General features: G+C 33.9%; 13 protein-coding genes and 3 pseudogenes. 14 read left to right on the top strand and 2 right to left on the bottom strand.

Annotation, left to right across the window (positions count from 1 at the left end; all coding sequences use genetic code 11):
- Nucleotides 1-1,140 precede the first annotated feature (1,140 nt).
- Nucleotides 1,141-1,748: pseudogene (locus D5F11_RS27905) on the top strand (MerR family DNA-binding transcriptional regulator); the annotation flags it as partial.
- 81 nt (nucleotides 1,749-1,829) lie between these two features.
- On the opposite strand, the pseudogene D5F11_RS09605 reads toward D5F11_RS27905, so the two are convergent.
- Nucleotides 1,830-1,961 (bottom strand): annotated as a pseudogene (locus D5F11_RS09605) (transcriptional regulator); the annotation flags it as partial.
- A gap of 355 nt (nucleotides 1,962-2,316) precedes the next feature.
- Here D5F11_RS09605 and D5F11_RS09610 point away from each other — a divergent pair.
- The 13 genes and pseudogenes from D5F11_RS09610 to vgb(A) all read left to right on the top strand — a co-directional run bounded on the left by D5F11_RS09610 (nucleotide 2,317) and on the right by vgb(A) (nucleotide 12,643).
- On the top strand, nucleotides 2,317-2,775 hold the full coding sequence (locus D5F11_RS09610) for a CopY/TcrY family copper transport repressor (protein WP_120119068.1): 459 nt from the start codon (nucleotides 2,317-2,319) through the stop codon (nucleotides 2,773-2,775).
- Between the two features lie 41 nt (nucleotides 2,776-2,816).
- Nucleotides 2,817-3,032, top strand: a complete 216-nt coding sequence (copZ, locus tag D5F11_RS09615) for a copper chaperone CopZ (RefSeq protein ID WP_120119069.1) — start codon at nucleotides 2,817-2,819, stop codon at nucleotides 3,030-3,032.
- 17 nt (nucleotides 3,033-3,049) lie between these two features.
- On the top strand, nucleotides 3,050-5,506 hold the full coding sequence (locus tag D5F11_RS09620) for a heavy metal translocating P-type ATPase (RefSeq protein WP_120119070.1): 2,457 nt from the start codon (nucleotides 3,050-3,052) through the stop codon (nucleotides 5,504-5,506).
- 17 nt (nucleotides 5,507-5,523) lie between these two features.
- Nucleotides 5,524-5,802 (top strand): glutaredoxin family protein, encoded by a 279-nt coding sequence (locus D5F11_RS09625; protein WP_120119071.1) that lies wholly within the window; start codon nucleotides 5,524-5,526, stop codon nucleotides 5,800-5,802.
- Nucleotides 5,803-6,010: 208 nt separating this feature from the next.
- Entirely contained in the window at nucleotides 6,011-6,262 is a 252-nt protein-coding gene (locus D5F11_RS09630) for a copper ion binding protein (protein ID WP_120119072.1), read from the top strand.
- Between the two features lie 481 nt (nucleotides 6,263-6,743).
- A complete protein-coding gene (locus D5F11_RS27360; RefSeq protein ID WP_244862031.1) occupies nucleotides 6,744-6,884 on the top strand; it encodes a PhzF family phenazine biosynthesis protein in 141 nt (46 codons plus the stop codon).
- A gap of 20 nt (nucleotides 6,885-6,904) precedes the next feature.
- Nucleotides 6,905-7,036: a hypothetical protein gene (locus D5F11_RS27735; protein ID WP_280519772.1), complete on the top strand. Its 132-nt coding sequence runs from the start codon at nucleotides 6,905-6,907 to the stop codon at nucleotides 7,034-7,036.
- 379 nt (nucleotides 7,037-7,415) lie between these two features.
- Nucleotides 7,416-7,658, top strand: a complete 243-nt coding sequence (locus D5F11_RS09640) for a hypothetical protein (RefSeq protein ID WP_120119073.1) — start codon at nucleotides 7,416-7,418, stop codon at nucleotides 7,656-7,658.
- Between the two features lie 163 nt (nucleotides 7,659-7,821).
- Nucleotides 7,822-7,971: pseudogene (locus D5F11_RS27365) on the top strand (oxidoreductase); the annotation flags it as partial.
- Nucleotides 7,972-8,439: 468 nt separating this feature from the next.
- Entirely contained in the window at nucleotides 8,440-8,712 is a 273-nt protein-coding gene (locus D5F11_RS09650) for an ArsR/SmtB family transcription factor (RefSeq protein WP_120119076.1), read from the top strand.
- Between the two features lie 471 nt (nucleotides 8,713-9,183).
- On the top strand, nucleotides 9,184-10,356 hold the full coding sequence (locus tag D5F11_RS09655) for an MFS transporter (RefSeq protein WP_120119629.1): 1,173 nt from the start codon (nucleotides 9,184-9,186) through the stop codon (nucleotides 10,354-10,356).
- Between the two features lie 12 nt (nucleotides 10,357-10,368).
- Entirely contained in the window at nucleotides 10,369-10,953 is a 585-nt protein-coding gene (locus D5F11_RS09660) for an NAD(P)H oxidoreductase (protein WP_126646545.1), read from the top strand.
- Between the two features lie 787 nt (nucleotides 10,954-11,740).
- On the top strand, nucleotides 11,741-12,643 hold the full coding sequence (gene vgb(A) / locus D5F11_RS09665) for a streptogramin B lyase Vgb(A) (protein WP_120118445.1): 903 nt from the start codon (nucleotides 11,741-11,743) through the stop codon (nucleotides 12,641-12,643).
- A gap of 885 nt (nucleotides 12,644-13,528) precedes the next feature.
- On the opposite strand, the gene D5F11_RS27740 is transcribed toward vgb(A), so the two are convergent.
- Nucleotides 13,529-13,663, bottom strand: coding sequence for a hypothetical protein (locus D5F11_RS27740; RefSeq protein WP_281277082.1), 135 nt, complete (start codon nucleotides 13,661-13,663; stop codon nucleotides 13,529-13,531).
- Nucleotides 13,664-13,950: the final 287 nt, after the last annotated feature.

Below are 13,950 nucleotides of genomic sequence, written 5' to 3' on the forward strand. Positions count from 1 at the left end.
TGGTCGCCCTTTGACAACCCCTTACGCGGGGATTCATTCCGGTGTGACCTCGAAAGAGGAAAAAACACATCGGAAGGATGATCAAAATGAGCGTCATGATTATCAACAAACAGAGTTTAGACTTCTAGGGGAATTTTTCACGGTGTCTATGAGTAATGAAAGAGCGTTGGAGAAAGTGAAGCAGTATCACGAACTTATTCATTTGATTCACTGACCAAAATTTGCAAGAACCCGTCTACCGGATCGTTGTACTATTCCTTATGATTTCTGTGGCTCTTTTAATGCCGACAAGAGGTCACTGAAAAAGTCCCCCAAAAAATAGAGAGTAAATTATCAAGATTTTTGATGATTTACTCTTTCCTATTTTTTATAATAGAGGTAGCCAAAAGAAAGTGGTGGCCGTGGTGCTGCAGTCTCAAGAATCCTTCAATATCAGTTCTTATACTGATCTTTACAATATAATCATTATCGTCTTTGCCGACACCTATGGATATTACACAGGTGTCCCTGTCTTTGTTTTTACTTCCTCCAATCTTTGGTTTATGGGTAACTCACCAAAAAGACACCCTCTCTATAATTGAAACCACCTATTACTTTGTAATTGAGGGAGAAAGATATTTTAGAAAGTTGATTCCTGTAAGCGATGAACCAACAGTAGTTGTTTCGACAAACTTTTATTAATGCATAGTACGAAGATGATACATAACAGACAATTAAAACGTATTAACAGGAAAACAAAAGACTTGAGGATATGCTCCTAAAGTCTTTTTTTGTGCCATGATAGTGTAGAGCAATAACCAAGTTACTACATTATTCATCTATGTTCGATGGAAGGATATTATATGGGGTTAGCACTGTCTTAGCAATAAGAAAATTTAACTATATTGATTGACCTTCCCCTTACAGGAAACATTATATTTAACTTCATTCAGCAGAAATCTCCCACTACTATAAGTGGTGAGATGAATGCATATTGGTAATCCATTCAGTGGGGGTTCAAACCCCAGCTGAATAAAGTCAAAGCCTCCGGCGGATGCTACAGATTTTCAGCGGAAATTTATCGAGCGGAGGCTCGATAAAATCTGGGCGCAAATACGCCAAGGCGCATTTGATAGTAATTTATAACAGGAGGTGATTGTTATGCTTTCAATTGGTGAGTTCTCAAAAATATCACATCTCACTCTGAAGACGCTTTCTACTATGATGAAATTGGGCTATTAAAGCCCGCTTTCATATACGCTAAAAATTGCCATCGCTACTATAATTTCCCAATTAGAAACAGCTTTATTGATTACGCAATTAAAAACCTATTTATTTTCGCTTTTTTAGCTAATTGGGAGGATACCGAGTTTCTTAACTCTAAAATGTAAGCCAAACAAGAAAATCTAACACAACAGATAACATTTTATTCTTCTCTATTAAAAAAATTAAAGCTTGATATTCAACAGTTAGATGAAGAGGAAAATATCATGGGTTACTTAGATCAGATTGAGATTAAACTTGTGAATCACTTAACCTATAATATATTATCTCAACGAAAACAAATTAATACCGCTGATTTCCAAATACACTTTAATGAGTTTTTGTTTGAAAATTTATTACCTATTGCAAAACCACTTGCTATTTTCCATAGTTCAGAATATGTACCTGAAAATTATGATGTAGAAATTGCGATTCCCCTTGCAGAGCCCACAAATAAAACAAAAGTGTTTAATCCCGGCCTTTGCGCAATGGCTACGCTTATTGGTCTAATGGTGATGTTGTAAAAATGAAGGGGTTAATTGATACTTTCAGATGCTGTGTTGGTGGATGGAGAATCTTATTTCAAATAAATTCAAAATGCGAATTCTAGTTGGACCGCTCAATGTTTTAAACGTTTGAGAAACGACAAACAACGTTTCTTCATCCAAATCCTGAACTCCTTCATTAAATATCCCTCCATGTTTCTGTTCTTCGCTCATCATTTGCCCCCTATAAAACACTAAGAATGAATATATGAGTATATATCCATATATAGATTATTGTTTTCTTCATTGAATGTTAATCAAAAAATTTCGGAGTCATTTCATGTTTAATTGCGTTTGACAATTGGAGTGAAACTCTATACTAACCCTTTTTTATTACTTAGTTAATGTATTTTTCCAGAAACGATCTAATAATAAGAATGGATTTTATAGAGATAAATGACCTTTATTTTCAAGGTAAATTGATGATTTTGAAAAAAAGGCAAAAAGGACTTGACAATAATCGATTACAAATGTAAACTTTATTTACGCTTACCGATTACGTTTGTAAACAAAGAAAGGTGTTGAGATGATGAATACTGAAATTGATTCTAAAATTACCGTTTCTGAATGGGAAGTAATGCGTGTCGTTTGGGCACAAGGTAAAGTGACCAGTAAAGAAATTAGAGAAGTATTGCAACAAAAGAAGGATTGGAAGCCTGCAACAACTAAAACTTTTATTGGAAGACTTGTAAAAAAAGGAATGCTTCATACAGAAACAGAAGGAAAGATGTATATTTATTCGGCCAATATAAATGAAAGTGAATTTATCAAAAATACCCTTAATGAAATTTTTGAAAATATATGTGATAAAGACGTTGGTAACACAATAGTGAACTTAATTACAAAAGCAACGTTAAGTTTTAAAGATATAGAAAAAATGGAAAAGGCACTTGAAATGAAGAAAAAAGATGCAGTTGAGGAAGTCCCTTGCAGTTGTGTTCCTGGTCAGTGTAAATGTCAAGATCATAACTGTTCATCAGGTCACTGAAATATCGCAGAAAATCAAAATGTGAAAAGGGAGTGAGAATCATGAATAAAACAACCTTAAAAATTAAAGGGATGAGCTGTGCTCATTGTGTGAAAAAAATTGAAACAGCATTGCAAGATTTACAAGGTGTAGTAATGGCAAAAGTCAATTTAAAAAAAGAGATAGCCAAAGTTAAATATGATGAAACAGCTCAAACATTAGAAAGCTTAACCGCAGCTGTCAAAGAAATTGGATATGAAACAGAGCCTATTAAATAATGAAAGGGTGAATGATAGTGGCAACAAAAACATTTAATATAGAAGGTATGACTTGTGCATCATGTGTGCAGACAGTTGAAAAAGAAACGAAAAAATTGCCTGGCGTACAAGAATCTAATGTAAACCTAGCTACTGAAAAATTAAATATCAGTTTTGACGAGAATGTAGTATCCGTACAAGATATCCAAGCAGCTGTAGATAAGGCCGGGTATAAGGCCTTGACAGATACGGAGCAGAAAACATTTGCTATAACAGGTATGACTTGTGCATCCTGTGTACAAAGCATTGAAAAAGCAACAAGAAAATTAGACGGAGTTATGAGCTCTAATGTAAATCTGGCTACAGAAAAAATGACAATCGTGTATAATCCGACAGTCGTATCTGTGTCAGACATTACTCAAGCAGTATCAAATGCAGGATATGAAGCACATGAAGATATGGAAACATCTGATTCAACCAATGAAGAAAAAGATAAAAAACAAAAGAAAATAAAATCCATGTGGACACGATTTTGGAGTTCAGCAGTTTTCACCGTCCCATTGTTCTATATTTCGATGGGACACATGGTGGGCTTACCACTGCCAGAAATAATTGATCCAATGGTAAACCCTGAATGGTTTTCACTATTACAATTCATTTTAACGTTACCAGTTATGATTTTTGGCTGGAAGTTTTTCTCGGTAGGATATAAGACGTTATTTAGAGGACATCCCAACATGGACTCATTGGTTGCGTTAGGGACCAGTGCTGCATTCGTCTACAGTTTTGGGGCGACAATCGCAATTTGGCTTGGACATTCCAGTTTCGCAGGAAATCTGTATTATGAGTCTGCAGCGGTAATCCTTACCCTAATTACATTGGGTAAATATCTTGAAGTTCGTTCCATGGGCAAAACATCAGAAGCCATTGAAAAATTAATGGGATTAGCTCCCAAGAAAGCTATCGTTGTAAGAAATGAAAAAGAAGTAGAAATTTCTGTTGATGAAGTTGTTGTAGGTGATACCGTAATCGTTAAACCTGGTGAAAAAATACCAGTTGATGGTGTTGTAGTAGAAGGAATAACATCTGTTGATGAATCCATGTTAACAGGGGAAAGTATTCCAGTAGAAAAGAATGCAGGCGATAATGTAATAGGTGCAAGTATCAATAAGAATGGTACAATCCGATATCAAGCAACCAAAGTAGGAAAAGATACAGCCTTATCACAAATCATTAAATTGGTAGAAGATGCACAAGGCTCTAAAGCGCCGATTGCTAAAATGGCTGATACTATTTCAGGGTATTTTGTGCCGGTCGTTATTGTGATTGCTATTCTTTCTGGTTTGGCATGGTATTTTGGAGGACAAACGGGACTCTTTGCTTTAACAATTACCATTTCCGTTTTAGTTATTGCATGCCCATGTGCTCTTGGTCTAGCAACTCCAACTGCGATTATGGTTGGTACTGGTAAGGGTGCAGAAAATGGCGTATTAATTAAGAGCGGTGGAGCACTTGAAACAACCCATAAAGTTCAAACGATTGTATTTGATAAAACAGGTACGATTACAGAGGGTAAACCTAAAGTTACAGACATTATCACTGTAAATGGAATCACAGAAGAAGAATTATTACAATTAACTGCCTCTGCTGAAAAAGGTTCTGAGCACCCATTAGGTGAAGCAATTGTTAGGGGTGCAGAAGATAAAGGACTAGAATTTATGAAGTTAGAAAACTTCGATGCTATTCCTGGACATGGAATTGAAGTAACTGTAGATGGCAAAACGGTGCTAGCAGGAAACAGGAAATTAATGGATGATCGCAACATTTCCTTAAGAAAATTGGCAAGCACATCGGATGAGTTAGCCCTTCAAGGAAAAACTCCTATGTACATTGCTATTAATAACAAAATTGCTGGTATTATTGCGGTTGCCGATACAGTCAAGGAAAATAGCTTAAAAGCTATTGAAAAACTTCATAAGATGGGAATCGAAGTAGCGATGATCACAGGAGACAATAAAGGTACAGCTGAGGCTATTGCTAAGCAAGTCGGAATTGATCGTGTATTAAGTGAGGTATTACCAGAAGATAAAGCGAATGAAGTGAAAAAACTCCAAGCAGAAGGTAAGAAAGTGGCCATGGTTGGAGATGGTATCAATGATGCACCAGCTCTTGCACAAGCAGATATAGGGATAGCTATTGGTTCAGGGACGGATGTTGCCATGGAATCTGCAGATATTGTATTAATGAGAAGTGATTTAATGGATGTTCCAACAGCCGTGGAATTAAGTAAGTCTACGATTCGAAATATCAAACAAAACTTATTCTGGGCATTTGCATATAACGTGCTAGGCATACCGTTTGCGATGGGAGTTATCCACCTCTTTGGTGGACCATTATTAAATCCAATGGTTGCTGGAGCTGCAATGAGTTTAAGTTCTGTTTCAGTATTAGTAAATGCTTTACGTTTAAAACGATTTAAACCATCAACGATTTAGTAAAGGGTGAGATTAGAATGGGGGATAAGCTGGAACTGGAATTATATACAAGACCAACATGTTCAGATTGCCAGGACGCAAAGAAATATCTAACTTCTAACAGAATCCATTATGCTGATAAAGATGTAAACAAAAATCCTAGCTTAGAGGAAGAATTAAAGAAGATATCTGGCACTCGAATCGTTCCGATGTTTGCTTTTTATAAAAAAGGATTATTCGGTAAAAGAAAGCTAGTCAAACATTTTATTGGTTTTGAAAATAATAAGGATGAAATAATAAGCATGTTAAAAAAATGAATGAAGAAAATCAGTAATTCTTTTCATCGTAATTAATAATTACCCTACCCCCGAAGGAAATTGACTATAATTTAAGGAGGTGGTGTAGAAAAGATTGATGAAGTTATGCTTTATAAAGGCTATATAATAGATAGCGTTTTTTAAAACAAATCAATAATACCTTACGGGGGTAAGGTAATTTTTTGAAAGTAAAAAAGGAGGAAATTATATGAAACAAGTAACACTTAATGTACAAGGGATGTCATGTGGATCTTGCGTGAATAAAATTGAGGGAAATGTAGGTAAATTAAATGGAGTTGAATCTGTCAAAGTCCTACTTTCTGAAGGTAAAGTTGATGTAACATTTGATGAAAGCACAGTTGATTTGACTGTAGTTAAAGGTGCTATTAAAGATTCGGGTTATGAGGTTATGGAAGAACCTACTAAAGAAGATGGCCCTGGGTGCTCATGCTGCCATTAATTATGAAAGGGTCGTGCTATTTCTAGCACGATCTTTTTTTAGAATTATAGTTATTTGAGAAGAATTTGAAAAAGATGGGGACTTATTTAAGAAGATATACAGAATGCACTGAGTATTCCCCTGGAAAAGGAGTTCAAACATTTTTCAAGATGTCTTGGTATCGCATTGTATAGCCCGTTTGATTTGTAATTCCATTAAATACATTTCTACACTCGGACAAGGATTTGTAGAGCATTAACACGGGCACTAAGAGAAGCATACTGTACCTCCAATCCAAGTCTAAAGCGCCTTTGAATTCTTCAAACAAGAATGGACGGCCTATCCAGGAGCCATTGACGTATGGGAGATAAATTTTGAACATTCGAGCAGATCTTTGACACTTATTAAAGGTTTAGGTAAAGCACCTAAAGAGGTCTATAAATCAAGAGACTACATGGCAGTATTTGACACAGAACAGGATATTTTGGATCTTGAATAAAATATGGATGAACTAAAAAAACTAGATGGTTCTGGGGTAATAGTAACAGCCGAAGGAAAAGAAGTAGATTTCGTATCAAGATTCTTTGCACCAAACGCAGGAGTAGATGAAGACCCAGTTACTGGCTCTGCTCATTGTACTTAGTTCCATATTGGAAGGATAAATTGAATAAAAATGAATTGATTGCATTGCAACTATCGGAAAGAAGCGGAAAGCTATATTGTACTGATTTAGGTGAAACAGTAAAGATGTCTGGAGAAGCTGTATCTTATTTAGAAGGATATATAAATGTTTAAAAATTAATAAACTTAATAAGCTAACGGGTGCGTTCGGATTATGAGGCAAACAAGCAATTCATGTGGGGACAAGACCTTGTGGATAAGCAGTGGGAACTAAAGTTACAAAATATAAAAAAGAGCCAAAGTCTATTCTGTCAGAATACTAGTTTAAGGAGCTTTAAACCGGTGTGCCAAGCTGCACAAACAGCCAGCTGGATTTCGTAATGCGAAAATCAGTTATTTAGGATATCCGAACAATTTCGGTCTCCCTGTCAATTAATGTTCAATAATGGCGATTAATTACATTGGTTAAAATTTCCTTATTAGTGTAAAATATAGTTGGGGAACCAATTTGTCATTAAATAGGATGAATTTTCTACAGATTATTAGGAGAAACATGAGTGAAGTGAACAGCCAGAGTGTAGTTAAAGTTAATTACAAAGCCCTAGAGAAGTTATTGGAAGAACATGAGAGATTGTTGAATTATCATAAAGGTATTAATGATGAACATTTCACTCTTGAAGATGAAGACTTAGAGCCATATGACAATGAAATGATGACTGTCAATTACAAGGCTGTATCAAGGTTGGTAGAGGAATACGAAAAGTTATTGGAGTTAATAAAAATCATAAAGAAGTAATATGAAGTCAATTCAATGGAGAGCACCTTAGTGGGTGCTCTTTTCTTTAGGTAAATAGTTGGAGGAAAATATATCCTTTTGATTTGGAGATATATTGATTTTACTAAATTTATCGATCTACTTGAGAACGAAACTTCGTTTCTTACAAGAGCAGATAAGTACGATAAACATCTGGCATCGTTTAGCGACCGATTTTAAACCAACAAACCTTGACAATTTCATTCAGCAAGAAGTTACATTACAACAGCTTCCAGATGTTCTATCTATTTTACTGAAAGGGCAAGCAAAAGGAAGAATTCTTGTTTCATTATAAGTTGTTCGATTTCTGTAATAAGATTTCAACTAATGTCAAAAAAGCTACTATGCATAAATAGCGTAGTAGTTAGATTGCAACAAACTAAATTTTACAGAAATTGATCAATGTCAATATATAATATTAGTTTTTCATTATCGAATATTTTATTGAATCCTTGAAAATAAAGGGTTTTAATAATCTAAAGAAGATTATATTGAGATCAACTTAATTTAAAACAATAGACAAAGTCGAAAAAATCGACTTTGTCTACAATCTGTCCTAATCTACTTCATGAGGTTAAGTTTTTTAAGTTTTAATCAATTTTTCCACCTTAAGACGAACGGGTTAGTAATAAATGTTGTCTTATTTCCTTTGAAAATTCGTGTAATCCCTACACCAAAATTATTGACTTCAATTAATGATCATGCTATAATACTTTCATATTTCTATATATCTAGAAATATGAAAGTGGTGATTAATTTGAAAATGGATAATGATATAAAACAAGCAATTGGTATTTTTAAAGCATTAGGTGAGGAAAACAGAATGAAAATAACTAAGATTCTTGTAACTGAAAACAACCTTTGTTGTACTGAAATATCAAGAGAACTGGAATCAATTGCGGGATCGACATTGTCTCATCATTTAAAAATCCTTACAGAATGTGGTATCCTAAGCACTTATAAAGATGGTACCTATAAGTACTATCAAGTAGATCATGAATTATTAAAGCGATTTGCTCCATTTGTTTTGGAGTAATTCGAATAGCATATATTTCGGTTTTTATCGAAATATATGCTTACAAAATTATATTCTTTGTAATTCATAATGTATGAAGGAAGAATGTCATTACTTAAAACCATTTTTTAATTTTCTTGCGCTTTATATTTCGATGTATATCGAAATATAATAAATATTTTGGAGGTAGTTATATTTAAGAGTAAAGTCTTTACTTAATCAAAAATATATTTTGTAATTCATGAATGCATGAGGAGTCATTTCTTATTACATTTCTTAGTTTATTTGCGCTTTATATTTCGATGTATATAGAAATATAATAAATATTTTGGAGGTAGTTATATTTAAGAGTAAAGTCTTTACTTAATCAAAAATATATTTTGTAATTCATGAATGTATGAGGAGTCATTTCTTATTACATTCCTTAGTTTATTTGCGCTTCTTATTTCGATGTATATCAAAATGCAATAAATATTTTGGAGGTAGTTATATTTGAGTAAGACATGGTTAATTTTCTTTTTAGCAATTATCAGCTTTCTTGCAGGAACAGATGAATACATCATTGCTGGAATATTAGATAAAATTGCTGAAACTAACGACATGTCAGTCGCATCAGCTGGGCAGTTAATTACTTCTTTTTCAATCTCATTCGGATTGCTTACCCCGATTGTAATTGTACTGACAAGAAAAATGGATCGGAAAAATCTACTAATGGTAGCACTACTAATTTTTTCCCTTTCAAATTTTATAGTTGCAACGTTTGGAGACTATGTGGTTATGTTTTCAGCCCGTATTACCTCAGGTATCAGTGCAGGACTAATAGAGGTTACCTTGCTAACTATTGCAACTTCAATCGCTGAACCAGAGAAGAAAGGAAGCGCAATAGCCACTATCATTACGGGTTTTAGTATGTCTTTAATTGTAGGCGTTCCCTTAGGTAGATTCCTAGCTTCACTAATGGATTGGAGATTTATTTTTATAGCTTTAAGTGTTTTAGGAATCTTATTCTTAATGCTTATTTATAAATTAATTCCTAGTATGCAGGGAGAAGAAGAAAAACCCCTTAAAGAACAGTTGAAAATATTGAAAAATAATCGAATTACTTTCATTTTGATTGTGACTTTCTTTTGGATGTTTAGCTATTCGATTGTCTTCTCTTATATTTCACCTTATCTACTTCAGGTTATAAAAGTTTCGGGTAATGTAGTTAGTATCGCATTACTTATCTATGGATTGTCTAGTTTGGTGGGCTCAAAACTTGGTGGTTTTAGTACAGATAAGTATGGCGCAATCAAAACTATTTTCTTGGGAATGAGTATAAACGCAATTGGGTTAATATATTTTTCACTTGTGGGAGAATCATCATGGATATTTCTAATTCCTCTAATTATTTGGGGGATATCAGCTTGGTCATCAGGGCCAGCATTGCAATTTAGATTAATCTCTCTTGCCCCTACTGTTGCGAGTATCATCCTTAGCTTATACACTTCCATTTCTCAACTAGGTATGGCTTTTGGTTCAGGAGTCGGTGGACTAATTGTTAATTTGGGTTCTTTTGAATTGCTAATCTGGGTAGGAGCCTCAAGTGTGATACTTATCATCCTTAGTCTTCTAATTGTTAATCAGAAAGAAATAGTAAAATCTCAAAAAATAAATGATTTTTAAGGAGAAAAAGTTATGAAAACTTTAGTTGTAATTAGTCACCCACGTAAGAATTCACTTACATTGGCAGTTTCAAATGAAATAATACGCGGATTGAAAGAGCAAAACCACGAAGTCGAAATCTTAGACCTATATGAAAAAAATTTTGATCCCTTAGTATTTCCTGTAGATGAACCTGATTATAGTGATGAATCAAAAGTATACTCAGATGTTGTAGAGTATGAAATGAATAGAATACGTAATGTTGATAACATCGTTTTCGTTTTCCCTATCTGGTGGCATAATATTCCAGCTATACTGAAAGGTTATATTGATCGAGTGTTTAACTATGGGTTTGCCTACGGATCTAACAAGCTTCCAGTTGATAAAATTAGGTGGATTGGCTTAGCTGGAGAGTCACGGTCATCATTTAAAAAACGTGGGTTCCATTTAAATATTGAGCATCAATTAAACATTGGTATTTCGGGGTTTGTTGGTGTTGATGACTCTGAAGTTGAACTATTTTATGATACTTTAGTGGAAGAAGTTCCTGAAGAAAAATCAGAAAAACACTATGCCGAAATATTGAATAGGTCTTATTTAATCGGAAAAGAAATTTAATTATTTAATTGCTGAACAAAAAATTTAAGCTCACTCATTACTACACAACGATCGAACAAGACAACCTAGTAATAAATGGTCACATTTAAGAAAATGTTCGTATCAGTTACTGATGAATCGGATTAATAATAGTACAAACACATTTGAAGTAAAATATAGCTACTGACGTAAAGTAGCTATATTTTTTTATTATCAAGGGTGTTGAATAACCAATTGTGGATTTAAAACAAAGTCACGACGTTTAGAAAAAGTTACGAAGCTTTGCCCCTTTGGATATGATTATCTAAAGGGATGGTTTTATCGTGAAAAGTAAAAAACATCTGAAGGTGAAAAGTAGATTAAGGAACTGTTGGTTGATAATAGAGTTGTTCCATTAAAGGGCCATTTAATGGAATACTTTGTAATAGATGATGTAACATATATACTAAAAGGAATCTTCAATTTTGTTGGAATGTTATTTGACTTTTCGTAATAAATATTTTATGGTTAAACAAATCAATGATGAAAGGGTGAATAAAAGCACATGATCATATAATCCTAACTTTAGAAGAAATCGATATTTTAGCCTTGGGTTCAGTTTCATAATGGTTGGAATGGACTCTATTTGCTATCGATTGTTTTTCTGAGATAGGATTAATGTAATGTGCTTTTTTTGACTTTGAAATAGACTTTTGTACCCCACAAGTCTATTCAAGCTTTAATTTGTACTGCATTGTCTCCTATCTCGAAAACGAGATAGGAGGCTTTTTGTTTTGAAATTGAATTTAAGTAACACGGAGGGATTAGAGTGGAATATAAATTACAAGAATTAAATCTTGCCAACCAAGATACAGGGCCATACGGCATAACTGTTTCGGACAATGGCAAGGTCTGGGTTACACAACATAAGGCAAATAAGATAAGTTGCATCAATTTGGATGGAAAAATTACAGAGTACTCATTGCCGACGCCAGATGCAAAAGTGTTGTGTTTAACCGTATCTTCAGAAGGTGATGTCTGGTTTACTGAGAATGCAGCAAACAAAATAGGAAGACTTACAAAAGAGGGGATTATTAATGAATATACATTGCCTAACCTAAATTCAGCACCCTATGGTATTACAGAAGGGCCAAGTGGAGATATATGGTTTACAGAACTGAATGGCAACCGTATTGGATGTATTACGGACGACGGTAATATTCGTGAATATGAGCTGCCTACTAAAGGTTCTTTTCCTTCTTTTATCACTATGGGATCTGATAATGCCCTATGGTTCACAGAAAATCAAAATAATGCTATTGGCAGAATTACAGAAAGTGGAGAAATTACGGAGTTTAAAATTCCTACACCTGCATCAGGACCGGTGGGTATTACAAAGGGAAACGATGATGCTCTATGGTTTGTAGAAATTATCGGTAATAAAGTAGGGCGAATAACTACCTCTGGAGAAATTACTGAATTCAAAATTCCAACGCCCAATGCTCGGCCTCATGCAATTACTGCTGGATCAGGAACGGATTTATGGTTCACAGAATGGGGGGCTAATAAAATAGGAAGGTTGACAAGCAATAATATTATTGAGGAATATCCAATTCAAACCGAAAATGCTGAACCACATGGTATTTCAAGTAGTAATGGTGAAAGCATTTGGTTTGCATTGGAATGCGACAAGATCGGTAAATTAACTTTAATCAAGGATAAAAAGGGGTGAGTCTTCTGCCTTTTAACAATCACTATGGACCTGATCCGGAAAAGATCTTCCCAATACAAGGAAATCGGAATCTTCAATTTATAAAACCTACTATAACGAAGCAAAACATTTTGATGGGGGAGTATTCTTATTACGACAGTAAACAATAGAAATTAATGTGTTATTCCATTAGAGGGCGCTTTAATTGAACAACATAAACAGAAAATAATCAAACTTTTTTATAAAAATTTTATAGTGCTTCACAAACAATGAACTCGTTTTGTCAGTCTTTTTTTAAAACGGGTTCATTCTATTTAACGTAAAATGGGGTATGCGTGGTGTTTTTGATCAATCTTTATTTTGAAGCTACAAATTTAGTTAAATTTAATAACGTAATCATGCAGATTCAATCGTTTAAATTTAAACAACTTTATTATTCTTACACAAATTGCGAAAACAGAAAGGGAATTATAGATTTGTCTTAAGCAACTTTACACCGGTTCAAATTTTAAACAACTTTATTTTTATTTGTCAGTACCCATATCAAAAAAGTAATAGTCTGGAAAATCAAGCTGACCCGGTTTATTAAATAACTTGTATTTAATTGTTAAAAATTGTTAGGTATAATAATTATTATGAACAATAAATGAGAGGGGCTAAGGACTTGAAAAAAATAATAGTTGGAGTCGCGTTTTTAATTATTCTAGTTTTAATGTTAATTGTATTCCATGTATCGCTTTTAGGAGTAATTAGTGGGATAAAATTTACTACTATGTATTTATTGCCTTGGATTGCTTTATATTTTCTTATAAGACTAGTTAAAATATTAGAGGAAAGAAAGTAAATTATCCAAGATGTACTCTGGCTCGACAACAAGAAACTGTTGCAACAACAGTTTTGGAGTTCTTATGTATTTTTTACCTTACAAACATAGAGCGCTTCTTTATTTATTTCTCCATCCAATTTAATCTTCACAGCCTCAGTATCCAAATTATCTTTGATCATTTCCTCGGTTAATTCAAAAAGTCTGTCCAACAACATCAAACACACCCCTTTATTAATGGTCCATTAGAACTATAATTCTACACATAATTAATAATCCCTTTTAATTGTAAGAAAATTGCACCACTTGAATAACGAACTAACGTTCTATTATAATAACAAAAAACGAACAAATGCTCCGGTGATGATATGAGTGGCTTGTTAAAAAGTGCAGCAGGGTCCAGTCAGAGACTTGAATTAGTCTACATCAACAGGGATAACCAATTATCCCAACGTATTATAAAAGTGCTTGCCGTTACTGAATCAACCATAAAAGCTTACTGCTA

The organism is Siminovitchia terrae, assembly GCF_003605405.2.
Classification (GTDB): Bacteria; Bacillota; Bacilli; order Bacillales; family Bacillaceae_C; genus Siminovitchia; species Siminovitchia terrae.

Coding starts and splice junctions, on each gene's coding strand:
- D5F11_RS09610 (WP_120119068.1), top strand. CDS start 2,317: ATGAATACTGAAATTGATTCTAAAATTACCGTTTCTGAATGGGAAGTA.
- D5F11_RS27740 (WP_281277082.1), bottom strand. CDS start 13,663: ATGTTGTTGGACAGACTTTTTGAATTAACCGAGGAAATGATCAAAGAT.
- copZ (WP_120119069.1), top strand. CDS start 2,817: ATGAATAAAACAACCTTAAAAATTAAAGGGATGAGCTGTGCTCATTGT.
- D5F11_RS27360 (WP_244862031.1), top strand. CDS start 6,744: ATGGATGAACTAAAAAAACTAGATGGTTCTGGGGTAATAGTAACAGCC.
- D5F11_RS09660 (WP_126646545.1), top strand. CDS start 10,369: ATGAAAACTTTAGTTGTAATTAGTCACCCACGTAAGAATTCACTTACA.
- D5F11_RS09640 (WP_120119073.1), top strand. CDS start 7,416: ATGAGTGAAGTGAACAGCCAGAGTGTAGTTAAAGTTAATTACAAAGCC.
- D5F11_RS09625 (WP_120119071.1), top strand. CDS start 5,524: ATGGGGGATAAGCTGGAACTGGAATTATATACAAGACCAACATGTTCA.
- D5F11_RS09630 (WP_120119072.1), top strand. CDS start 6,011: ATGAAACAAGTAACACTTAATGTACAAGGGATGTCATGTGGATCTTGC.
- D5F11_RS09650 (WP_120119076.1), top strand. CDS start 8,440: ATGGATAATGATATAAAACAAGCAATTGGTATTTTTAAAGCATTAGGT.